Here is a 22,816-nt window from a genome sequence, read left to right as displayed (position 1 = left end):
CGAACGCCGCGCGCGCCGCCGCGGTGCCCGCGCGCGCCGCCGTGCCCGCCGGCGCCCTGCCGGCCGACGCCCTGCCTCCCGGCGGCGTACCGGCCGGTGCCCGTGCCCCGCTGGTCCTGGTGGCCTGCTCCGGCGGCGCCGACTCGATGGCGCTCGCCTCCGCCCTCGCCTTCGAGGCGCCCAAGCTCGGCATCCGCGCGGGCGCCGTGACCGTCGACCACGGGCTCCAGCCCGGCTCCGGGATCCGGGCGGCCGAGGTCGCCGAGCGGCTGACCGCGCTCGGCCTCGACCCCGTCGACGCCGTCGCCGTGTCCGTCGGCGCGGAGTCCGACCGCCCGGCCCACGCCGCGGCCTACACCGGCGGCGGCCGCCGGGTGGGCCCCGAGGCCGCCGCCCGCGACGCGCGGTACGCCGCGCTGGACGCCGCCGCCGAGCGGCACGGCGCCATCGCCGTCCTCCTCGGCCACACCCGGGACGACCAAGCCGAAACGGTGCTGCTGGGCCTGGCCCGCGGTTCCGGCACCCGCTCGCTGTCCGGCATGGCCCAGGTCTCCGGCACCGGCGGCCGCTACCGCCGCCCCTTCCTGCACCTGGACCGGCAGACCGTCCGCCGCGCCTGCCTGGTGCAGCAGCTTCCCGTGTGGGACGACCCGCACAACGTGGACCCGGCCTACACCCGCTCCCGGGTCCGCCACGAGGCCCTGCCCGTGCTGGAGAAGGCCCTGGGCAAGGGCGTCGTGGAGGCCCTGGCCCGTACCGCCCGGCTCTCCCGCGACGACGCCGACGCGCTCGACGCCTGGGCCGCGCGCGCCGAGTCCGACCTGCGCGCCCTGGCCGAGGCGGGCGACGCGGGCGCCGGCCGGGCCGACGGCCCGGTCAGCGGCCCGGTCCCCCATGGGGTGCTGCTCGACGCTGCCGGCCTGCGCGCGCTGCCCGCCGCCGTCCGGCGCCGCGTGCTGCGCCGCGCCGCCATCGCCGCGGGCGCGCCGGCCGGCTCGCTGTTCGCCCGGCACATCGAAGAGGTGGACCGGCTGGTCACCGGCTGGCGCGGCCAGCGGGCCATCAACCTGCCCGGCCGGGTCGAGGCGCGCAGGCAGGGTGGCAGACTGGTACTCCGGCAGGGCTGACCCGCCCGCCTGACGAGCCAGTCACGACACGAGAGTTGCGCCGGGTGGACGAGAAGGACATGGGCACCGACCTGAAGTCGGTCCTCATCACCAAGGAAGAGATCGACGCGAAGCTCGCCGAGCTGGCCGCGAAGATCGACGCGGAGTACGCGGGCCGGGACCTGCTCCTGGTCGGGGTCCTCAAAGGCGCCGTGATGGTGATGGCGGACCTGGCCCGCGCCCTGTCCACGCCGGTGACCATGGACTGGATGGCCGTGTCGTCCTACGGTGCGGGCACCCAGTCCTCGGGTGTGGTCCGCATCCTCAAGGACCTGGACACCGACATCAAGGGCCGGCACGTCCTGATCGTCGAGGACATCATCGACTCCGGCCTGACGCTGTCCTGGCTGCTGTCCAACCTGGGCTCGCGCGAGCCCGCCTCGCTGAACGTGTGCACGCTGCTGCGCAAGCCGGAGGCGGCCAAGGTCGCCATCGACGTGCGGTGGGTCGGCTTCGACATCCCGAACGAGTTCGTGGTGGGCTACGGGCTGGACTACGCGGAGAAATACCGCAACCTCCCCTTCGTCGGCACCCTCTCGCCGGAGGTGTACGGCGGCGGGGGCCGGGCCTGACGGCGCGGACGGGGCCGGGCCCGGCGGCGTGGGCGGGGGCTCGTGCGGCCGGGCGCGGGGCCCGTACGGGGCAGGAGCGGGGGTACGTACGGCCGGGCGCGGGGGCCCGTACGGGCGGGAGCGGGGGCGGCGGGAACCGGATGCGGGTTCCCGCCGTTAGAGCAGGGGAAAGCGGTTTTGTTGACCGTCCGCGGCGGCGTCGGGTGACAATGCTGGGGTACCGTCCGAAGGTCAGTCTTTTCGAGGCTGAGTAAGACACCGCGTAAGACACCGCGCGCACCGGCAGCCCGTCCGAGGCTGAGGTGCCTCACTGTGGCAGGAGGGACGGGGCGGCACCGCCCCGTATGGATGGACGTGAAGCGCTACTTCCGTGGGCCGGTCATGTGGATCGTGCTGGCCGTCCTCGCCGTGGTCGTGTTGATGCAGGTCGTCGGTTCGTCCGGCGGCTACAAGTCGGTGGACACCAGCCAGGTCGTGCAGGCGATCGACAAGGATCGGGTCAAGTCCGCCGAGCTCACGACCGGCGACGAGCACAAGATCAAGGTCAAGCTGAAGTCCGGCAAGATCGAGGGCAGCGACAAGATCCAGGCGACGTACATCGGCGACCAGGGCGTCGCACTCGCCGACAAGCTCCAGCGCAAGTTCGGGGACGACAAGATCCCCGACGGCTACTCCGTCTCGACCTCGAAGCAGAACCCGTTCGTCGGCATCCTGCTGTCGCTGCTGCCCTTCGTGCTGATCGTCGTCGTCTTCCTGTTCCTGATGAACCAGATGCAGGGCGGCGGCTCGCGGGTGATGAACTTCGGCAAGTCCAAGGCCAAGCTGATCACCAAGGACACCCCGAAGACGACCTTCTCCGACGTGGCGGGCGCCGACGAGGCGGTCGAGGAGCTTCAGGAGATCAAGGAGTTCCTCCAGGAGCCGGCCAAGTTCCAGGCCGTCGGCGCCAAGATCCCCAAGGGCGTGCTGCTGTACGGCCCGCCCGGCACCGGCAAGACGCTGCTCGCGCGCGCCGTCGCGGGCGAGGCGGGCGTGCCGTTCTACTCGATCTCCGGCTCGGACTTCGTGGAGATGTTCGTCGGTGTCGGCGCCTCGCGCGTGCGCGACCTGTTCGAGCAGGCCAAGGCCAACGCGCCGGCGATCGTCTTCGTGGACGAGATCGACGCCGTCGGCCGGCACCGCGGCGCGGGCATGGGCGGCGGCCACGACGAGCGCGAGCAGACCCTCAACCAGCTGCTGGTCGAGATGGACGGCTTCGACGTCAAGGGCGGCGTGATCCTCATCGCCGCAACCAACCGGCCCGACATCCTCGACCCGGCGCTGCTGCGCCCGGGCCGCTTCGACCGGCAGATCGCCGTGGACCGCCCGGACATGCAGGGCCGCCTGGCGATCCTCAAGGTGCACCAGAAGGGCAAGCCGGTCGCGCCCGACGTCGACCTGTCGGCCGTCGCCCGCCGCACCCCGGGCTTCACCGGCGCGGACCTGTCCAACGTGCTCAACGAGGCGGCGCTGCTCACCGCCCGCAGCGACAAGAAGCTGATCGACAACAAGTTCCTGGACGAGGCGATCGACCGCGTCGTGGCCGGTCCGCAGAAGCGCAACCGGATCATGAGCGAGAAGGAGAAGAAGATCACCGCGTACCACGAGGGCGGACACGCCCTGGTCGCGGCGGCCTCTCCGAACAGCGACCCGGTGCACAAGGTCACGATCCTCTCCCGCGGCCGCGCCCTGGGCTACACCATGGTGCTGCCCGACGAGGACAAGTACTCCACCACGCGCAACGAGATGCTCGACCAGCTCGCCTACATGATGGGCGGCCGGGCGGCCGAGGAACTGGTCTTCCACGACCCGACCACGGGCGCGTCCAACGACATCGAGAAGGCCACCGCCACGGCCCGCGCCATGGTCACCCAGTACGGCATGACCGAGCGGCTGGGCGCGATCAAGTTCGGTTCGGACAACTCCGAGCCGTTCCTGGGCCGTGAGATCGCTCACCAGCGCGACTACTCCGAGGAGGTCGCGGCCCTGGTGGACGAGGAGGTCAAGAAGCTCATCGAGGCCGCGCACAACGAGGCCTGGGAGATCCTGGTCGAGAACCGCGACGTGCTGGACAACCTCGTCCTCGCGCTGCTGGAGAAGGAGACGCTGAACAAGGAGGAGATCGCCGAGATCTTCGCCCCGATCGTCAAGCGCCCGCCGCGCCCGGCGTGGACCGGCTCCTCGCGGCGTACGCCCTCCACCCGGCCCCCGGTGCAGTCCCCGAAGGAGCTGGTGGCCAACGGGGTGCAGCCCTCCGGGGCCACCGCGCTGGCCAAGGGCGGCAGCCCCGAGGACAGCCCGGAGCGGCCGGAGGAGGCCGGCTCCGAGGGCTGAGCCCCGCCTCGCCGCAAAGCCCCGCCTCGCTCCGCCGAGGCTCCGACGGCGCCCTGTCCGGCCTCCACGGCCGGGCCGGGCGCCGTCGCCGTGTCCGTCGCCGTGCCGCTGTGGCCGTGGCCGGTATCCGGTCCCGGAATGAATGCGGCGACAGCCGGGTTTTAGGCTGGTGGCGCGGCATTCCCCCCATTTCTCGGCAATGCCCGCGGATGCCGACTGCGACGTAGCGTAAGGAACGAGGCGGCTCGATGACGATCGACCGGGTGCGGCTGGACGGCGAGGGCTCCATCGGAGTGTTCGACGAGAAGCGGGCGGAGAACGCCGTCCGGGAACTCCTCATCGCCGTCGGAGAGGACCCGGACCGGGAGGGGCTGCGCGAGACGCCGAGCCGCGTGGCCCGCGCGTACAAGGAGATATTCGCGGGGCTGTGGCAGGAGCCGGAAGACGTGCTGACCACCACGTTCGACCTCGGCCACGACGAGATGGTGCTGGTGAAGGACATCGAGGTGCTCAGCTCGTGCGAGCACCACCTGGTGCCGTTCGTCGGCTTCGCCCACGTGGGCTACATCCCCTCCCACGACGGCAAGATCACCGGCCTGTCGAAGCTGGCCCGGCTGGTGGACGTCTTCGCGCGCCGCCCGCAGGTGCAGGAGCGGCTGACGACGCAGATCGCCGACTCGCTGATGCGGATCCTGGAGCCGCGCGGCGTGATCGTCGTGATCGAGTGCGAGCACATGTGCATGACCATGCGCGGGGTGCGCAAGCCGGGCGCCAAGACGATCACCTCGGCGGTGCGGGGCCAGCTGCGCGACCCGGCGACGCGGTCCGAGGCGATGAGCCTGATCATCGGCCACGGGAGCCGCTGAGGCCGGTTCCGCTCGCGCGGGCGGGACATCGCGGGGGTGGCCCCGGCAGGGCCCACCGGGCCCCGACCCGACAGCCTCGGGGCCCGTCGGCCCCCCGGCCCACCGCCGCCCGGGCGCCCCGCGGCCCGGTGCGGCGAACCGCGCTTCGGGGGACCGTACGCGCAGCCCCGCACCCGGTATCGGGCCCGGCCCCCGGATCCACCCGCCCCCGGGCGCCCCGGGGCCAGGCTTCGACGGACCGCGCCCCGGGCGCCGTGGTCGGCCACCGGCCCGGGTTTCGGACCCGGCCTCCGGCACGGGCTCGGCCTCCGGCGTCAAGCCCGGTCACCGGCCCCGGCGGCCCGGTGCGGCGGCGGACCGTCCGGACCGTGCCGCCCGTCCGGATCCCGCGGCCCGTACGCCGGGCGCTGGACCGCTCCCCGGCGTACGGGCGGCGCTCTCCGGCGCCGGGGAGCCCCGCGGCCGGGTGCGGCGACCCGCCGCCGCGGGGCGTCGCCCGGCTCACCCGCCGCTGATGCGGTTGCACAGCCACGCCAGGGCCGCGGGGATCTCCCGGCGCCAGGTGTTGAAGTTGTGCCCGCCCGTCTTCAGGATGATCGAGGAGACCCGGATTGGCTCCCCGGCCCGGTTCAGCTCCTGCACGCGCGTGATGAACCGCTGGGTGTCCTTGTAGTTCTTCTCGCCCTTACGGCTGCTGGCGACCAGCAGCGAGACCGCGGGCACCGGCCGGTGGTCCAGCCGCCACATCAGGTCGTTCTCGCGCTTGAGCGCCGCGCTGCCGCCGAACAGGTCGCCGGTGGTCGCGTCGTGCGGCGCCTCGTACGAGGGTGACAGGCCGGCCGCGGCCGAGTACGCCTCGGGGTGGCGCATGGCCATCTTCAGCGCGCAGTAGCCCCCGGTGGAGTTGCCGATCACGCCCCAGTCGCGCGCGGAGACGCCGACCCGGTAGTGGCCGGAGACCGAGCGCGGCAGGTCCTTGGTGAAGAACGTCTCGACCTGCGGTCCGCGCGGCACGTCCACGCACTCGGTGTCGCGCGGCGGGGCGACCGTGGGCCGCATCATCACCAGCACCGTCGGCGGCATCCGGCCCTCCTTGACCAGGCGGTGCGCGGTCGTCGGGTAGTGCAGGCCGTTGATCAGCGACTCGGTGGTGCTCGGGAAGCCGGTCAGCACCAGGGTGGCGGGGAAGGAGCGGCGCGCGTAGGCGGGCTGGAAGTACTCCGGCGGCAGGTACACGTACGCCGGGGCGGCGATCCGCGAGACCGGGCCCTGGATGTTCACCTTCTCGATCCGGCCGACCTCGGCGGGCTTGGAGCTGCCGTGGACCGACAGGTTCCGGGTGTCGGTGACCCGTACGCGCGTACCGGCCGCGGAGTCGTGGTCCACCACCACGCCCGGCGTGTGCTCGGTGCCGAACAGGTCCGACCAGGACCCGTAGAAGCCGAAGTGCTGGTTGGCGGACAGGGCGAGTGCCGCGAACGCCGCCACCTGCGTCACCAGCATCGTGCCCACCCTGCCCGCCACAGGCCCCACGCCGCGCCCCGCCAGCCGCGGCCACAGCCAGATGGTCGCCGCGAACAGCGCCGCCGCCGAGACGGCTGCGAGCACCACGACCTTGTCGCTCGTGAGACCCATGCCACTCTTTCTGCCGGGCGGTCGGTTTCCCCCGTGCCGCCGAATATGGAACCCCAACCTCTGAAACGCCGTCTTGCAGGTCGCGAGTTGTCCGAAAAACCGCGTGCATGGCGCGATCCTCGTAACAGAGGCGATGGGAAAACACATGTTCGTCAGGGAAGATGGTAAAAAGTCCGGAGAGGTTCCGGGCCGGATACGGCGCCTGCTGCGCGGCCCCCGGCCCGAGCGGGTGCCCGCCGTCGTCGGCACGGCCTGCGCGGTCATCGGCCTGCTCGACCTCTCCTCCGGCATCTTCCCCCGGCTGCGCAACAGCCGCCTGCACGCCCTCGCCGAGGTGCTGCCCGGCGCGGTCAGCCCGCTGGCCGCCGCCGCGTCCATCGTCGTCGGCCTGCTGCTGCTGATGCTCGCCCACGGCCTGAAGCGCCACAAGCGGCGCGCCTGGATGCTGGCGGTGGCGGTGCTGCCGTTCAGCGCCGCCGCCCAGCTGCTGTACCGGCACTCGCCGCTCGGCATGCTCATCTCGCTGAGCCTGCTGGCGCTGCTGGTGGCGCACCGGCGCGAGTTCGTCGCGCTGCCCGACCCGCGCAGCCGGTGGCGGGCGCTGGCGGCGTTCCTGCTGCTGGGCGGGGCGAGCGTGGTGCTCGGCCTGGTCATCGTGGACGCCCACCCGGGCTCGGTGGTCGGCGACCCGTCGGTCCTGGACCAGCTCGAACACGTGGTGTGCGGCCTGTTCGGCTTCACCGGCCCGGTCAGCTACCGCGGCGACTCCGACGACCTGGTCGGCTACTCGCTCGGGGCCTTGGGACTGCTGACCGCCTCCGTCACCGCGTACCTCGCCTTCCGCCCCGAGCACCCCACCGCCCGGCTCACGCCCGAGGAGGAGGACCGGCTGCGCGCCCTGCTGGCCGTGCACGGCGGCCGCGACTCGCTGGGCCACTTCGCGCTGCGCCGCGACAAGAGCGTGGTGTTCTCCCCCAGCGGCAAGGCCGCCGTGTGCTACCGCGTCGTGTGCGGCGTGATGCTCGCCAGCGGCGACCCGATCGGCGACGTGGAGGCCTGGCCCGGCGCCATCGAGCGCTTCATGGAGCTGGCCCGCGCCCACTCCTGGACCCCGGCCGTCATGGGCTGCGGCGAGACCGGCGGCGAGGTGTGGACCCGGGAGACCGGCCTGGACGCGCTGGAGCTGGGTGACGAGGCCATCGTGGACGTGGCGGACTTCACCCTCGCCGGCCGCGCCATGCGCAACGTACGGCAGATGGTCGGCCGCATCGAGCGCGCCGGGTACACCACCCGGGTGTGCCGGGCCGCCGAGCTGGACGCGGAGGAGCTGGCGGCCATACGGCGGGCGGCCGCCGACTGGCGCGGCACGGACACCGAGCGCGGCTTCTCCATGGCGCTGGGCCGCATCGGCGACCCGGCCGACGGCGACGCGGTCATCGCCACCGCCCACAAGGCGGCGCCCGAGGGCCACGACCCGGGCCCGTACGGGGACCTGCGGGCCGTGCTGCACTTCGTGCCGTGGGGCGTCGACGGCATGTCGCTGGAGCTGATGCGCCGCGACCGGAGCGCCGACCCGGGCATGAACGAGCTGCTGATCGTGGCCGCGCTGCGCGCCGCGCCGGACCTGGGCGTCAAGCGGGTCTCGCTGAACTTCGCCATGTTCCGCTCGGCGCTGGCGCGCGGCGAGCGGCTGGGCGCGGGCCCGGTGCTGCGCGGCTGGCGGGGGCTGCTGATCTTCCTGTCGCGGTGGTTCCAGATCGAGTCGCTGTACAAGTTCAACGCGAAGTTCCAGCCCCGGTGGGAGCCGCGGTTCGTGGTCTACCGCAACACCTCCGAGCTGCCGCGCATCGGCTTCGCCGCGATGCACGCCGAGGGCTTCGTGTCGCTGCCCCGGCCGCGGCTGCCGCGCCTCCCGCGCGTGTCGCGCCGCGGGGGCGTCCGGGCGGACGCGCGGCGGCCGGAGGCGGCGGAGGCGCCGGCGCGGGAGGTCTCGCAGGCGGCGTGAGGGGCGCGCGGCGGGCCGGGGCGGCGTGTGGTGGGTTCCGTGCGCCGTACGATCCGCGCCGCGCGCCCGTACGCCCGTAGGCCCCGTACGCCCGTACGGAAGGGTCCGTACGGCTCGGAGGGTCCGGCTCCGGGGTTCCCGGCCCGGCAGCGGGGGCATGCCAGTGGGACATGCCAGAGGAAATCCCGGAAAGCCGGGGAGAAGCAGCCGGGAGGCTCCGGACGGACCCGTCCGTACGCCTAGGCTTAGGCCTATGAGTAGGTTGCGCGGACGAGGCCGGGTGGCCGGGCTGCCGGTGTGGGACCGGTGCGCGGTCATGGGTGTGGTGAACGTCACGCCCGACTCGTTCTCGGACGGCGGCCAGTGGTTCGACACCGAGCTGGCCGTCAAGCACGGCCTGGACCTGGTCGAGGCCGGCGCCGACCTGGTGGACGTGGGCGGCGAGTCCACCCGCCCGGGCGCGGCCCGCGTGGACGAGGCCGAGGAGCGGCGCCGGGTCGTCCCCGTGGTCCGGGCGCTGGCGGCGGCCGGGGTGCTGGTCAGCGTCGACACGATGCGCGCGTCGGTCGCCGAGCCGGCGCTGGACGCCGGGGCGGTGATGGTCAACGACGTGAGCGGCGGCCGGGCGGACCCGGCGATGGTGCCGGTGGTGGCGGCGGCCCGGGTGCCGTTCGTGGTGATGCACTGGCGCGGCCAGTCGATCGACATGAACAACCGCGCGGTGTACGGGGACGTCGTCGCCGAGGTCGTCGCGGAGCTGCGGGCGAGCGTGGACCGGGCGGTGGCCGGGGGCGTGGACCCGGAGCGGATCGTGGTCGACCCCGGCCTCGGCTTCGCCAAGAACGCCCGCCACGACCTGGCCCTCGTGGCCCGCCTCGGCGCCCTGGCCGAGCTGGGTCGCCCGCTGCTGGTGGCCGCCTCCCGGAAGCGGTTCCTGGGCCGGGTGCTGGCCGGTGAGGGCGGCAGCCCGCCGCCCGCGCGGGAGCGGGACGCGGCGACGGCCGCCGTCACCGCGATCGCGGCGCGCGAGGGCGCGTGGGCGGTGCGGGTGCACGAGGTCCGGGCCAGCGCGGACGCGGTCCGGGTGGCGCGGGCCATCGAGGGCGCGGCAGGACCGGAGGCGTGGACGTCCCCGGACCCGGACACTTCCCGGGACCCGGATACGGGGGTCTCGACGGCGGGCGGCCCGGACCCGGACACTTCCCGGGGCCCGGGGTCCGGGCGGCGGGCACAGGCAGCGGGCGCGGGCGGCGCCCAGGACGCGGCGGGAGCGGTGTGACTTCCCTTACGGACAGCGAGCAGGTGCAGTTGGCGAACACCGCGCTGTACGAGGCCATGGAGCGTGGCGACCACGACGCCATGGAGCGCCTGTGGCTCGACGAGCCGGGCACCGACGTGTCCTGCGTGCACCCGGGCTGGCCGGTGCTGCGCGGGCGCGGCGAGGTCCTGCGCTCGTACGCGCTGATCATGGCGAACACCGACTACATCCAGTTCTTCCTCACCGACGTCGAGGTGTCGGTGGTCGCCGACACCGCCCTGGTGACCTGCACCGAGAACATCCTCAGCGGCGGGCCCGCGGAGGAGGACGGCCGGCTCGGGCCGCTGGTGGGGCAGCTGGTGGTGGCCACCAACCTGTTCCGCCGCACCCAGGAGGGCTGGAAGGTGTGGGCGCACCACGGGTCGCCGGTGCTGGCCGACCAGGACGACGACGAGGACGGCGACGGCGGGGGCGGCGCGGGCGGCGCGGAGAGCCTGCCGCCGGCGTGACCGCGCGCCCCGCGCGGGCCGTCGTTCACGCGCGGGCGCGGCGGAAGCGGCAACCGCCGGGTCGGCCGGTGCCCGGCGTGCCTGTGGTGCCCGTGGTGTCCGTTCGCGTCCGGAGGTTTGACGGCAGATGCCGGTAAAGTGTGTAGCCGTCCGCTTGTTCGATTCGGGTGTCGACCGGGTAGGCAGTGGGGGCGCGGACCGGCGTCGGCACGCTACGTGACCGCCGCGCGGCCCGGCGCGCGGCGACCCGCGCGCCCGGCCGGCGGCGCGCGAGCGGACCCGCACGCCGGGAGAGACCAGGAGACAACGACGGCGGGCCCGGCGCCGCCGGTGCGTCCGGCACCGGTCCAGCGCCGACGGCCACCAGCGGGAGTGATGGGTGTGGATCGAGTCGCGCTGCGCGGCCTGCGGGCCCGGGGGCACCACGGGGTGTTCCCGCATGAGCGCGAGGAGGGCCAGACCTTCGTCGTGGACGTGGTCCTCGGCCTCGACACCCGGCCCGCCGCGGCCACCGACGACCTGACCCGGACGGTCCACTACGGCGTGGTCGCCGAGGAGGTCGTCGAGCTGGTGCGCGGCGAGCCGGTCGCCCTGATCGAGACGCTCGCCGAGCGGATCGCCGAACGGTGCCTGCGGCACGCGCCGGTGCGGGAGGTGGAGGTCGTGGTCCACAAGCCCGAGGCCCCCGTCACCGTGCCCTTCGAGGACGTGACCATCACCATCACCCGGAGCCGAGCATGACCAGCAGCGATCCCACCGTGCAGCCCGTCCCCGCCTCCGTGGTGGAGCGCGTGGACGCGGCCGACGTGACGTTGAGCAACCCCAAGCGGGCCGTGATCTCCCTCGGCGGCAACCTGGGCAACCGGCTGGACACCCTCCAGGGCGCGGTGGACGCGCTGGAGGACACCCCGGGCGTACGGGTCAAGGCCGTGTCCCCGGTGTACGAGACGGAGCCCTGGGGCGTGCCGCCCGGCAGCCAGCCGTCGTACTTCAACGCGGTGGTGCTGGTGCGTACGACCCTGCCGCCCGCGTCGCTGCTGGAGCGCGGGCACGCGATCGAGGAGGCGTTCCACCGGGTGCGCGACGAGCACTGGGGCCCGCGCACGCTGGACGTGGACATCGTGGCGTACCAGGGCGTGGTCTCCGACGACCCGCAGCTGACCCTGCCGCACCCGCGCGCCCACGAGCGGGCCTTCGTGCTCGCGCCCTGGCACGACGTGGACCCGGACGCCGAGGTGCCCGGCCGCGGCACCGTGGCCGACCTGCTGGCGGAGCTGGGCCGGGAGGGCGTACGGGTGCGCGCCGACCTGGAACTGCGACTGCCCGAATAGGCGTTCAGCCGTTTAGGCGCCGCGCGGGCGGCCGGGTAGGTTCGGGGAGGGACGCGGCCGGGCCCGGCGCGGTCGACCGGACGCCGGGGCGCTCCCGCGCGTACGCGGCCCGGGACGGCTGGGGACACGTACGGGCCGCCCGGGACGCGGCACGTGACGAGACGACGTGAGGGGCGAGACGCTTCAGTGAGGCAACTTCGGATCGGCGTGCTGCTCGGGCTGTTCGCGGCGGCGGGCGTGGTGTCGTGGGGCGGGGCCCGGCTGTGGTCCTCGGTGGGCACGCTGCCGAGCGTCCCGGTGGCCGCGCCGATCGTGCTGGCCCTGATCGCCGCCGTGCTGCTGGCCACCGCCCTGTCGCTGCGCGCCCGGCTGCGCGCCCAGCGGGAGCGGCGGCCGGGGGCCAAGGGCGTGGACCCGCTGGTGGCCGCACGGGCGCTGGTCTTCGGCCAGGCGAGCGCGCTGGTGGCGGCGCTGGTCTCGGGCATGTACGGCGGCGTGGGCGCCTTCCTGCTGATGGAGGAGCTGGACGTGCCCGCGCGCCGGGACCAGGCGATCTACGCGGGCACCTCGGTGGCGGCGGGCGCGGCGGTGATCGCGGCGGCCCTCTTTTTGGAGCGCGTGTGCAGGCTGCCGGAGGACAAGGACCAGCAGCCGGGGGGCCGGGCGGCGCGGGCCTGAGGAGGCCGCGTCGTACGGGCGCGGGGGACGCGGGCGCGGGGGACGCGGGCGTGGAGGGACGCCCACCGCACAGCCCGCGCGGGCGGGCAGCGCACCCCGCGCGGGACGGGCCGCACGGACCGGCACCCCGCGCGGGCGGACCCGCGGAAATCGTCACCTCGCGCGGGAGCGCGANCGGACCCGCGGAAATCGTCACCTCGCGCGGGAGCGCGACAGCGGCGCGGGAGCACGGCCACGCGGCAGCGGCGCGGGAGCACGGCCACGCGGCAGCGCGCGGAGAAGCACAGCGACGCGGCGGCACGCGCGGGGAAGCCCGGCCACGTGACAGCACGCGCAAGAGCGGGGCGACGCGGGACGCCGCCCGGCAGCGCGGCTACGCCCCCGGGATGGACTGGAGCGTGACGTCCTGCCGGGCGATGTCGCGGGCGTCCGCGTCGATCGAGCGGCGCAGCGCCTCGTGCAGCCGGGCCGGGGTGAGAACGCCGAGGAACCGGTCCCCGTCCAGGACCGCCACCCAGCCCGCGTCGTGCTGGAGCATCGTGCTGAACGCCTGCTTCAGCGGGGCGCCGACCGGCACCCAGGCCGCCATGCGGCGGGCGTGCGCCCGTACCGTCCCGGCGCCGTCGGCCCCCTCGGCCACAGCGGCCCCGTCCGCGGCGCCGATCCAGCCGTGCAGCCTGCCGTCGTCGTCCAGCACCACCGCCCAGCGCGCGCCCTCCGAGGCCAGCCGGTCGGCGGCCGCCCGCAGCGGGTCGTCCAGGCGGACGACGGGCGGCTGGTCGAGGTCGCCGGGTTCGACGGGGGTGACCGACAGCCGCTTCAGACCGCGGTCGGCGCCGACGAAGTCGGCCACGTACGGCGTGGCGGGCGCGCCGAGCACCGCCGCGGGCGAGTCGAACTGCTCGATCCGCCCGGCGCCGTAGACCGCGATGCGGTCGCCGAGCCGCACCGCCTCCTCGATGTCGTGCGTGACGAGCAGCACCGTCTTGCGCACCTGGGACTGGAGCCGCAGGAACTCCGTCTGAAGCCGCTCGCGCACCACCGGGTCGACCGCGCCGAACGGCTCGTCCATCAGCAGTACGGGCGGGTCGGCGGCGAGCGCGCGGGCCACGCCCACCCGCTGCCGCTGGCCGCCGGAGAGCTGGTCGGGGTAGCGGTCGCCGTACACGGCCGGGTCGAGGCCGACCAGGTCGAGCAGCTCGGCGGCGCGCTCGCGGGCCTTCCCGCGCGGCCAGCCCAGCAGGTGGGGGACGGTCGCGGTGTTCTCCAGCACGGTCTTGTGCGGGAAGAGGCCCACCTGCTGGATGACGTAGCCGATGCGGCGGCGCAGCTCGACCGGGTCGGTGGCGGCGATGTCCTCGCCGTCCAGGAGGATCCGGCCCGAGGTGGGCTCGATGAGCCGGTTGACCATCTTCATCGTCGTGGTCTTGCCGCACCCCGAGGGACCGACCAGCGTGACCAGCTCGCCCTCCGCCACCTCGAAGGACAGGTCGTCCACGGCGGTCGTGCCGTCGTCGTACCGCTTGGTGACGTGTTCGAATCGGATCATGGCTCCCCATTGTGGCGGCGTTCGTGGGAGACATTGTTGCTGTTGTGTGGCAAGCCGACGAGATTGTCAGTGCCCGGGGATAGGGTCGTTCGGAGCCGGAGCCGGAGCCGGAGCCGGAGCCGGAGCCGGAGCCGGAGCCGGAGCCGGAGCCGGAGCCGGAGCCGGAGCCGGAGCCGTCGGGCCGTGGCCCCGCACCGCACGGACGGCCCGCACCGCACGGACGGGGAGGTGAGCGTGTGGCGGACCAGAACTGCCTGGTCACCAACGAGTGGATCTGCGGCGAGTACGTGCGCACGCGCGGCCAGGAGCTGACGGACGCCACGGTCCAGCACGTGTGGATCACGCTGGCGTCGGTCGGCATCGGGCTGCTCGTGGCGTTCCCGCTGGCGCTGGTCGCCCGGCGCTGGCGTGTCGTGGCCGGTCCGCTCCTCGGACTGACCACGGTCCTCTACACGATCCCGTCGCTGGCGATGTTCTCCCTGCTGGTGCCGGTCTACGGGCTGTCGGCCGCGGTCGTGGTCACCGGCCTGGTGCTGTATTCGCTGACCATCCTGGTGCGCAACATCCTCGCCGGGCTGGCCGCGGTGCCCGAGGAGGCGCGGGAGGCGGCGCGCGGCATGGGGTACGGGCCGGTGCGGCTGCTGTTCGCGGTCGAGCTGCCGCTGGCGCTGCCCGCCGTGATGGCGGGCCTGCGGATCGCCACCGTCTCCACGGTCTCGCTCACCACCGTCGGCGGGATCATCGACTACGGCGGCCTCGGCAACCTCATCTACGAGGGCCTGCACAGCTTCTTCAAGGCCCAGGTGCTCACCGCGTCCGTGCTGTGCGTGGCGCTGGCGCTGGTGGCGGACGGGCTGCTGCTGGGCGTGCAGTGGCTGCTCACGCCGTGGGCGCGCAAGCGGCGGCGGGCCCCGCGGCGGGCGGCGGCCCCGGCCGCCGGACCGGGGCCGCAGGCGGGATACGGACCGGAGGCGGAACACGGACCGGGGCCGGAGACCGGGCCCGCCGCCCGCGCCGCCGGATCACCGACATCCGCCGGGGCGTCCGCCGGATCGGCCCCGGGCCCGAAGGAGCGGGGGGCCTGATGGGCGTCGTCGGCGATACGTGGACGTGGCTGACCACCGGGTCGCACTGGCACGGCCCGGACGGCGTGTGGCACCGCCTCGGCGAGCACCTGTTCCTGACGTTCGTCAGCCTGGGGATCGCGTCCGCCGTCGCGCTGCCGGTCGCGGTGCTGCTCGGCCACCTCGGCAAGGGCGGCGCGATCGCGGTCAACATCTCCAACGTGGGCCGCGCGGTGCCCACCTTCGCGGTGCTCGTCCTGCTGCTGATCGGCCCGCTGCGCACGTACGGCGACCTGCCGACGATCATCGCGCTGGTGCTGTTCGCCGTCCCGCCGCTGATGACCAACGCGTACGTCGGCATGCGCGAGGTGGACCGGGAGGTGGTCGAGGCGGCCCGGGGCATGGGCATGACCGGCTGGCAGCTGGTCGGCCGGGTCGAGCTGCCGCTCGCGTTCCCGCTGATCATGACGGGCGTGCGGCTGGCGGCCGTGCAGGTCGTGGCGACCACCACCATCGCGGCGCCCGCGGGCGGCGGCGGCCTGGGCCGCATCATCACGGCCGGGTTCCGGCTCACCGACACTCCGCAGGTGGTGGCGGGCGCGGTGCTGGTCGCGGGGCTCGCGCTGCTGGTGGAGGCGGTGTTCATGATCGTGGAGCGGGCGGGCGACCCGATGCGGCGCCGGGCCGGCCGTCGCGCGGCGGCGGCCCGCCGCCGCCCGCCCGCCGACCAGGCGCCGCCCGCCCCGGCGGTGACCGGCGGCTGACCGGCGCCTGGGCCGGACAGCCGCCCGAACGGCCGGAGAAAGATTGTCGACGACACAGATGACAGATGGGGGATCGGCGTGAACAAGGTGTTCCGGATGGCGGCGGGCGGCGCGACGGCCGTGGCGCTGGCGGGCGTCCTGACCGCGTGCGGCGGCGACAGCCTGGAGAAGTCGGGCGGCGAGGGCGACCTCGTCATCGGGTCCGCGTCGTTCACCGAGTCCAAGGTCCTCGCCGAGTTGTACAGAGCCCTGCTCGCGGACGCGGGCTACAAGGCGACGGTCAAGACGGTCGACGCGCGCGAGCTGTACGAGCCCGCCCTGGAAAAGGGCCAGGTCGACGTCGTACCGGAGTACGCGGCGACGCTCGCCGAATTCCTCAACCGCAAGAAGAACGGCCCCGACGCCACGCCCGTCGCCTCCTCCGACGCCACGGCCACCGTCGCCGCCCTGCGCAAACTCGCCGAGCCGCGCGGACTGAAGGTGCTGGAGCCCGGGCAGGCCGTGGACCAGAACGCGTTCGCGGTGAGCGAGGACTTCGCCGCCCGGCACCACCTGAAAACGCTCTCCGACCTCGGAAAGTCCGGCCAGAAGGTCAGACTGGCGGCCGGTGACGAATGCCCGCAGCGACCCTTCTGCCAGCCCGGCCTGGAGAAGACCTACGGCATCGACATCACCGGTATCGACCCGCTGGAGGTCGGCAGCGTCCAGGCCAAGCAGGCCGTCAAGGACGGCAGGGACCAGCTGGTCCTGACCACCACCACGGACGCCACCGTGGACCAGTTCGGCCTGGTCATCCTGGAGGACGACAAAAACCTCCAGAACGCGGACAACGTGCTGCCGGTGGTGCATGCGAAGTCCGCGGGCGAGCAGAAGATCGCGGACGCCCTGAACAAGCTCAACCGGGTGCTGACGACGGCGGACCTCACCGAGCTGAACAAGAAGGTCGACGCGGAGCGGCGCAAGGCGTCGGACGTGGCGGGGGACTACCTGAAGGGCAAGGGCTTGATCGACAACTAGACGACCGACCCGTACGGAGCGGGACGGGGCCGGTACGGAGTCGGAACGGAAGCCGCTACGGGCCCCCCGTACGGAGCCGGACACGGAGCCGGTACGGGGGGTCAGTACACCCGTACGGACTTCTCCGCGCACCCGGCCGCGCACCCGGCGGGAATCCCGCTCCCGGCGCTCGGCGCCCCCGGTGAGCGCCGACCGCTGAGTTTTCCGATGAATTTTGGCAAGCCGTGTCCCCAATCGCCGCATGCGCACGGTAAGTTTCAGGCCATGCCACGTGGACGCCACCGTCACTCTCCACCCCTGCACAGGCTCCTTCCGCCCGTGTCGGTCGCGGCGGCCTCGCTGACCTGCGCCGCAGGTGCCTGGCTGGTCGGCGACACGACGATGCTGCGCGGCCTCGCCGCGGGCGCGGCAGCCGCCGCGGTCGCCGGCGCCGTCGTGATGCGCCGCTGGGACCGCGCGGCGGGCAAGCGCGTCGTGGAACTCCGCGGGGAGAGCGCGCGCCTCGAACTGCGGTTCGAGGAGCGGCTCGCCGAGCTGGAGGCCGCGGCGGAGACGGCCAAGGACTCGCGCGGCGCGCTCGCCACCAAGCTGCGCGGCAAGCACACCGAGCTGGCCCGGCTGCGCGGCGAGTACGCCATACTGCTGCGCCGCTACGCCACCGCCGAGACCGAGCGGGCGGCCGCGCTGGAAAGCCGCCGCCGCCTGGAGATCGAGGGGCGCCGCCGCCTGGAGCTGGAGGCCGCGCCCAGCGCACCCCGGCAGACCCCGGTGGACACCACCCGCCCCACCCCCGCCCCGCCCGCACCCGCCGCGTACGCCCAGGCGGCTGCGGCACTCGCCCGCCTGGCCGAGCACGCGCGGGCGGAGCGCGAGCGCACGCGCCGGAGCCCGGAGCCAGCCCCCGTGCATGAATCCGCTCCGGCGGAGCGGCCCGCGGGCCGGGACCCCGCGGAGACGGCGTCCACGGCCCCGGAGACCGCCCAGGAACCCACTCCCGCACGCGGAACGGCCGCGACTGTGCCCGCCCCCCGGGACGTACGTCCGAACGCGACGGACACCCCGCGCCCGCCCGCGTCCGCGCCGACCGGCGCCGCCGCCGAGGAGACCCAGCCGTCCGAGCACGCCCGTACGGCCCCGTCCTCCGTGGTGCCGTACGCGGTCGCACGCAAGGCCGCGGCCCGCGCGGAAGGCGGCTTCGACTACTTCGGCACCCGCAAGCAGCCGCAGCGCCCGACCCCCGCGACGCCCACCCCTGACCCCGCCCAACCGCCCGCCGCCACGTCGGAGCCGTCCCCGACCCCCGCCGGGCCGGGAGCCCACGAGGCCGAGGCGGCCAGCCAGGCCCCGGGCGACCGCCCGCAGCCCGAACGGCAGCAGCCGGTCCCGGCCGCACCCACGGGCCCGACGTCCCGAGCGGGCGCGGTCATCGACCTGACGGCCCACGACGAGACCGAGCACATCGACGTGGCACAGCTGCGCAGCGCGATGTCCTAGTAGCGGAGCCGCCCGGCCGCGCAGGCCCGACGCGGCCGGTACGGCCAGCCTGTCCGGGACCCGTTGGATTACCCCGCCTGCGCGGGGACCACGGGTTTCCCGCCTGGCGCGGACGCCGAGTAGGCGGACCACCCCCGCCTGCGCGGGGACCACTCGTCGGCGGACGGGGTAGGCACCCGGCCAGACGGACCACCCCCGCCTGCGCGGGGGGATAGGTGATAGGCCCCGCGAACCTGCCGCACCTGTAACGACCCGCACGCGCAGCGCCACCATGACCGGGCGTAATAAAGGCTACCCTCCGCGATCGTCACGGAGGGTAGCCTTTATGTTGACTACGCTCGCTTTTCGCTGCTACCTGAGCTTCACTCAGGCTACCACCCACGTCAATTCCGCCGTTTTTCCGAACATCCTTTCTGTGGCTCCCGGTCGTCGGGGTTGTGCATTCCACACCGGCAATGGGAGCCAGTCAGATTGAGTCGGCCGCACCCATCTACGATCACGTATCAGTAGCCGACCACGACGGCCAGGATTACATGTGCTTCCGCCTGGACTCGGCCGCAGAGCCACATCATTTCACCTTCCGATTCCCGAACCGCATTCCGGATTCCCGCTCAAGGACACGCATCACTTCTGTCCCCATGTCTCGCAATGCTCCGCGTGAAACCTCCGAGGCTCGTTCGATGAATTCGTGTGACAGAGGCGGAGCGACGATGCATTGTCCGTCCATGGTCTCCGCGAAGTCGCGTTTTGTGAAGATGCGGGACCCGATCAGATCAAAGACCGTCTCATCAATTGTGGGCCGAGCCGCTTCAATCAAGTCCAGAACCATTCCATCCTTGTGCGGCTTGTCGAGATGGAGAACACCCAGTGCCGGATCGAGACCGAAAGCGAGACAAACGAGCCGAGCTTCGCTGTATCCGATCGTATAGGCGAGATTCAGGGCCGCATTGATCGGAGTAACGGCACGGCGTGGCGCTTCGAAGCCGTAGCCACCCGAATTGGTTCCGGTCAGAGCGGAGTTACGCGGTCCCATGGTGCGCCAGTGGTCGGGCACATCCCCACGGAAGTCAACAGAAGTGCGTCGGTAGTGAGCCCAGTAGTACCGAGCCGCTTGAGCCTCGATCCCGCGAATCTCTTCCACGCTCACCGCGTCCTGGACGCGCAGGAGAGCGTCCTTGACGCCGTAGTGGCCGCATCGCTCGTACTGTCCCCTCAGCTTCTCAGCGACGATGGCGCGGGCCACGGCGACCGGTGCCGCCGCCTGGGCGCGCCGCAGCCTGGCGTCGTTGTGTCCGGCCCCGTTGGTCATCAGCTCGCCCCCGGCAGTGTCCAGGACGATGACGGCTATCCCGACTTCAGCGCACCACCGGAGCGCGTCCAGGGTGACGTATCCGTCCAGGGCAGTGACGATGATGCGGCGCACTGTCCGTTCGATCCTCGGTAAGAGCTCCTAACACAATGAGGTGGTTTCGGGCTGGTGGCCGTGTCCTGGTGGGGTGTTGGGCGTTGGCTGCGGTGTGAGTGGTGGGCCGTGGGTCGTGTCGGATGAGTTGTGGGAGCGGGTCGAGCCGCTGCTGCCGCGCAGGGAGCGGCGGTTCCGCTACCCCGGCCGGAGGCCCGTGCCGGACCGGCAGGTGCTGTGCGGGATCCTGTACGTGCTCTACCAGGGCATCCAGTGGGAGTACCTGCCCCAGGAACTGGGATTCGGGTCGGGGATGACGTGCTGGCGGCGGCTGCGGGACTGGAACCAGGCCGGGGTGTGGGACCGGCTGCACCACGTGCTGCTGGCGGAGCTGAACGCCGCCTCCCGGCTGGACTGGTCGCGCTGCGTGGTCGACTCCAGCCACGTCAGGGCGCTAAAAGGGGGCAGCAGACGGGCCCGTCGCCGGTCGACCGGGGCCGGACCGGGTCCAAGCATCACCTGATCACCGACGGACACGGCACCCCGCTCGCGGTGATCCTCACCGGCGGAAACCGTAACGACGTCACCCAGCTCCTGCCCCTGCTGGACGCCATCCCGCCGGTCCGGGGCCGACGCGGCCGGCCCCGCCGCAGACCGCAATCGGTCTTCGCCGACCGCGGCTACGACCACCACACCTACCGGGACCAGGTCCGCGCCCGCCGGATCCTGCCGGTCATCGCCCGCCGGGGCACACCCCACGGCAGCGGACTGGGCGCCTACCGCTGGGTGGTCGAGCGCACCTTGTGCGCCACGAGGCGCTCTGTTTGTATCCCCGGTTTGTCGCAGCGGAAGATCGACCGGATCATCGAGGCGATGCGCCACGAGCGTTACCGCTTCCGTCCGGTGAGGCGCGTCCATATCCCGAAGAAGAACGGGAAGATGCGTCCGCTGGGGCTGCCGACCTGGTCGGACAAGCTCGTCGGTGAAGTGGTTCGCCTGTTATTGGAGGCGTATTACGAGCCGACGTTCTCCGACCGCTCTCATGGGTTCCGTCCCCGTCGGGGTTGCCACACCGCTCTGCGGGAGGTGGACCACACCTGGACCGGGACATCCTGGTTCATCGAAGGGGACATCGCCGACTGCTTCGGCAGCCTGGACCACCAGGTCCTGCTGTCGATCCTCGGCAAGAAGATCCATGACCAGCGGTTTCTGCGGCTGGTGCGCAACATGCTGACAGCCGGATACCTGGAGGACTGGAGGTGGGGCGCCACGCTCTCCGGAGCGCCGCAAGGCGGAGTGGCCTCCCCGGTCCTGTCCAACATCTACCTGCACAAGCTGGACGAGTTCGTCGAGACAGTTCTGATTCCGGAGTACACCCGAGGAGAGCGCCGGGCCCGAAACCCGGCCTATCTGGAGTTGCAAAATCTGCTGGCGAAAGCCCGCCGGCGTGGTGACCGAGTCCAGACTCGCGCGTTACGTCAGCGGATGGTCAGCCTGCCGAGCGCGGATCCGAACGATCCGGGATACCGCAGGCTGCGCTATATACGCTACGCGGACGATCACCTCCTTGGCTTCACCGGACCGAAAGCCGAGGCCGAGCAGATCAAACAGCGCCTGGCTCAGTTCCTGCGTGATGAACTCAAGCTGAAGCTTTCCCAGGAAAAGACGCTGATCACTCATGCCCGCACCGGGGCAGCGAGGTTCCTCGGTTACGAGATCACGGTCCAGCACAACGATACGAAGAAGACCGGCCGTTACCGTCGGGTCAATGGTCAGATAGCGCTTCGTGTCCCCCGGGACGTGATCAAAGCCAAGTGCGCCCCTTACCTAAAGGCTGTCCCGCAATCCCTGGCGGGCTCCCGACGCCAGCTACGGTCATTCGCGGCGTTGGCGAAACGTCCGAATAGAACCACTATTCGGACGCTCCGCCGCCTTGCGATTGACCGCATCTGACGCCGCTCGCTGATCCACCAGGGATTACGGGACAGCCTTTAGTCAACAGCAGCGACCATGCGATCGTTGCCACGTTCGGGACCGTCTTCCGGGGCGTTGTCCAGTACTACCTCCTTGCCGGAGATGTCTTCCGGCTGCATAGGTTGCGATGGGTCATGGAAACTTCCATGCTCAAGACGCTCGCGGCCAAGCACCGCTCATCGGTGTCGAAGATGGCCGCCAAGCACAAAGCCAGAATCGACAGCCCCAACGGTCCCCGAGTGTGTTTCGAGGCCCGTATCGAGCGGAAGAACAGGAAGCCACTGGTGGCCCGGTTCGGTGGGATTCCACTCCAACGGCAGCGGGCGGCGGAACTGGCCGACCGCGAGCCGGTCCGGGTGGACTATCCGCAAAAGGAACTCATTGCGAGGCTCCTGGCGGACACCTGCGAGATCTGCGGGAGCAAAGGCAACGTGCAAGTGCACCACGTCCGCGCTCTCGCCGACCTCGCACATGCCGGATGGCAGCCTTCCGACTGGGCACGCGTCATGCTCAACTGGCGCCGCAAAACGGTCGTGGCTTGCGATACCTGCCACGACCGCATCCACTCAGAACGGCCAGCCAGACCCTTCACGCAGTAGTCACTGGAGAGCCGGATGACCGGGAAACCGTCATGTCCGGTTCGGCGGGAGGCCGCGCGGAACAGGACCTGCCACGGCAGGCACCTCACCGCGCGGCCGACCCAACCGCCCGGCTCCACGGCTTCCGACGCCTGCGCACCCGCTGGGAACGCCGCGCCGACATCCACGAAGCCTTCCTCAAACTCGCCTGCTGCCTCATCACCCAGCGACAGATCCACTCATTGTGTTAGGAACTCTTAGGCTGGCTTGTCGCCGGATTTATAGAAGCGTTGTCCGTTCTTGTGCGGGCGGGAGTGTTCCGCGTGCTGCGGACAATAATCACCTTCTGTAAGGCTCTGGCGCTTCACTCTTCGCCCATGATAGAAGTTCCCCTCGGGGTTTCTCTCTGGAATTTCGGTCCTAGTGAACGGTGGGTGATTGTATGTCTCTGCCGCGGGTCGCGCTGAGCCGTCGGCCGGTGCTCAAGGGTCTGCTGGCCGCGACCGCGCTCGCCGCGGCGCCCGGGTGGGCGGCGGCGGCAGGGGTGGATCCCTCGCGGCCGTGGACCATTCCGGCCCTGC

The 22,816-nt window shown here is 72.4% G+C and carries 17 protein-coding genes and 4 pseudogenes; 18 read left to right on the top strand and 3 right to left on the bottom strand.

The window, feature by feature from the left end:
* The first annotated feature begins 56 nt into the window (after positions 1–56).
* The 4 genes from tilS (at position 57) to folE (ending at position 4,977) form a co-directional block, all read left to right on the top strand.
* Positions 57–1,127, top strand: a complete 1,071-nt coding sequence (tilS, locus tag RKE29_RS14090; RefSeq protein WP_312005560.1) for a tRNA lysidine(34) synthetase TilS — start codon at positions 57–59, stop codon at positions 1,125–1,127.
* Positions 1,128–1,186: 59 nt separating this feature from the next.
* A complete protein-coding gene (gene hpt, locus RKE29_RS14085) occupies positions 1,187–1,738 on the top strand; it encodes a hypoxanthine phosphoribosyltransferase (protein WP_312005559.1) in 552 nt (183 codons plus the stop codon).
* Positions 1,739–2,086: 348 nt separating this feature from the next.
* Positions 2,087–4,111: an ATP-dependent zinc metalloprotease FtsH gene (gene ftsH / locus RKE29_RS14080; RefSeq protein ID WP_312005558.1), complete on the top strand. Its 2,025-nt coding sequence runs from the start codon at positions 2,087–2,089 to the stop codon at positions 4,109–4,111.
* Between the two features lie 248 nt (positions 4,112–4,359).
* A complete protein-coding gene (gene folE / locus RKE29_RS14075; protein ID WP_312005554.1) occupies positions 4,360–4,977 on the top strand; it encodes a GTP cyclohydrolase I FolE in 618 nt (205 codons plus the stop codon).
* Between the two features lie 501 nt (positions 4,978–5,478).
* Here the strand turns inward: folE and RKE29_RS14070 are convergent.
* Entirely contained in the window at positions 5,479–6,612 is a 1,134-nt protein-coding gene (locus RKE29_RS14070; RefSeq protein ID WP_312005553.1) for an alpha/beta hydrolase-fold protein, read from the bottom strand.
* A 145-nt stretch (positions 6,613–6,757) separates the two neighbouring features.
* Here RKE29_RS14070 and RKE29_RS14065 point away from each other — a divergent pair, with 145 nt between their 5' ends.
* The 6 genes from RKE29_RS14065 to RKE29_RS14040 all read left to right on the top strand — a co-directional run bounded on the left by RKE29_RS14065 (position 6,758) and on the right by RKE29_RS14040 (position 12,393).
* The gene (locus RKE29_RS14065) at positions 6,758–8,617 is read left to right on the top strand and encodes a phosphatidylglycerol lysyltransferase domain-containing protein (protein ID WP_312005551.1); all 1,860 of its coding nucleotides are present in this window, start codon (positions 6,758–6,760) and stop codon (positions 8,615–8,617) included.
* 253 nt (positions 8,618–8,870) lie between these two features.
* Positions 8,871–9,896 (top strand): dihydropteroate synthase, encoded by a 1,026-nt coding sequence (gene folP / locus RKE29_RS14060; RefSeq protein WP_312005550.1) that lies wholly within the window; start codon positions 8,871–8,873, stop codon positions 9,894–9,896.
* A complete protein-coding gene (locus RKE29_RS14055) occupies positions 9,893–10,384 on the top strand; it encodes a nuclear transport factor 2 family protein (protein WP_312005549.1) in 492 nt (163 codons plus the stop codon). The genes folP and RKE29_RS14055 overlap by 4 nt, the downstream gene beginning before the upstream one ends.
* 381 nt (positions 10,385–10,765) lie before the next feature.
* Entirely contained in the window at positions 10,766–11,125 is a 360-nt protein-coding gene (gene folB / locus RKE29_RS14050) for a dihydroneopterin aldolase (protein WP_312005556.1), read from the top strand.
* Positions 11,122–11,715, top strand: a complete 594-nt coding sequence (gene folK, locus RKE29_RS14045) for a 2-amino-4-hydroxy-6-hydroxymethyldihydropteridine diphosphokinase (RefSeq protein WP_312005548.1) — start codon at positions 11,122–11,124, stop codon at positions 11,713–11,715. The genes folB and folK overlap by 4 nt, the downstream gene beginning before the upstream one ends.
* Before the next feature lie 186 nt (positions 11,716–11,901).
* A complete protein-coding gene (locus RKE29_RS14040; protein ID WP_312005547.1) occupies positions 11,902–12,393 on the top strand; it encodes a DUF3180 domain-containing protein in 492 nt (163 codons plus the stop codon).
* 373 nt (positions 12,394–12,766) lie between these two features.
* On the opposite strand, the gene RKE29_RS14035 is transcribed toward RKE29_RS14040, so the two are convergent.
* Positions 12,767–13,942 carry a betaine/proline/choline family ABC transporter ATP-binding protein gene (locus RKE29_RS14035; protein WP_312005546.1) on the bottom strand — a complete coding sequence of 392 codons (1,176 nt, stop codon included), beginning with the start codon at positions 13,940–13,942 and terminating at the stop codon, positions 12,767–12,769.
* A 236-nt stretch (positions 13,943–14,178) separates the two neighbouring features.
* On the opposite strand from RKE29_RS14035, the gene RKE29_RS14030 reads away from it, so the two are divergent.
* From RKE29_RS14030 to RKE29_RS14015, 4 genes are all read left to right on the top strand, one after another.
* Entirely contained in the window at positions 14,179–15,027 is an 849-nt protein-coding gene (locus RKE29_RS14030; RefSeq protein ID WP_312005545.1) for an ABC transporter permease, read from the top strand.
* Positions 15,027–15,770: an ABC transporter permease gene (locus RKE29_RS14025; RefSeq protein ID WP_312005544.1), complete on the top strand. Its 744-nt coding sequence runs from the start codon at positions 15,027–15,029 to the stop codon at positions 15,768–15,770. Before RKE29_RS14030 ends, RKE29_RS14025 begins: the two co-directional genes overlap by 1 nt.
* 96 nt (positions 15,771–15,866) lie before the next feature.
* Positions 15,867–16,787 carry an ABC transporter substrate-binding protein gene (locus tag RKE29_RS14020; RefSeq protein ID WP_312005555.1) on the top strand — a complete coding sequence of 307 codons (921 nt, stop codon included), beginning with the start codon at positions 15,867–15,869 and terminating at the stop codon, positions 16,785–16,787.
* A gap of 318 nt (positions 16,788–17,105) precedes the next feature.
* Positions 17,106–18,281, top strand: coding sequence for a hypothetical protein (locus tag RKE29_RS14015; protein WP_312005543.1), 1,176 nt, complete (start codon positions 17,106–17,108; stop codon positions 18,279–18,281).
* A gap of 568 nt (positions 18,282–18,849) precedes the next feature.
* On the opposite strand, the gene cas1 is transcribed toward RKE29_RS14015, so the two are convergent.
* On the bottom strand, positions 18,850–19,704 hold the full coding sequence (gene cas1, locus RKE29_RS14010) for a CRISPR-associated endonuclease Cas1 (RefSeq protein ID WP_312005542.1): 855 nt from the start codon (positions 19,702–19,704) through the stop codon (positions 18,850–18,852).
* 94 nt (positions 19,705–19,798) lie between these two features.
* Here cas1 and RKE29_RS14005 point away from each other — a divergent pair.
* From RKE29_RS14005 to RKE29_RS13990, 4 pseudogenes are all read left to right on the top strand, one after another.
* Positions 19,799–20,484 (top strand): annotated as a pseudogene (locus RKE29_RS14005) (IS5 family transposase); the annotation flags it as partial.
* A 33-nt stretch (positions 20,485–20,517) separates the two neighbouring features.
* Positions 20,518–21,513, top strand: a pseudogene (locus tag RKE29_RS14000) (reverse transcriptase/maturase family protein); the annotation flags it as partial.
* Between the two features lie 161 nt (positions 21,514–21,674).
* Positions 21,675–22,256, top strand: a pseudogene (locus tag RKE29_RS13995) (group II intron reverse transcriptase/maturase); the annotation flags it as partial.
* Between the two features lie 107 nt (positions 22,257–22,363).
* Positions 22,364–22,486, top strand: a pseudogene (locus RKE29_RS13990) (IS5/IS1182 family transposase); the annotation flags it as partial.
* Positions 22,487–22,816: the final 330 nt, after the last annotated feature.

It is taken from the genome of Streptomyces sp. B1866 (assembly GCF_031932565.1).
GTDB lineage: Bacteria > Actinomycetota > Actinomycetes > Streptomycetales > Streptomycetaceae > Streptomyces.
The sequence above is the reverse complement of the archived record's forward strand: the minus strand, read 5'-3'. Positions and strand labels throughout refer to the sequence as shown.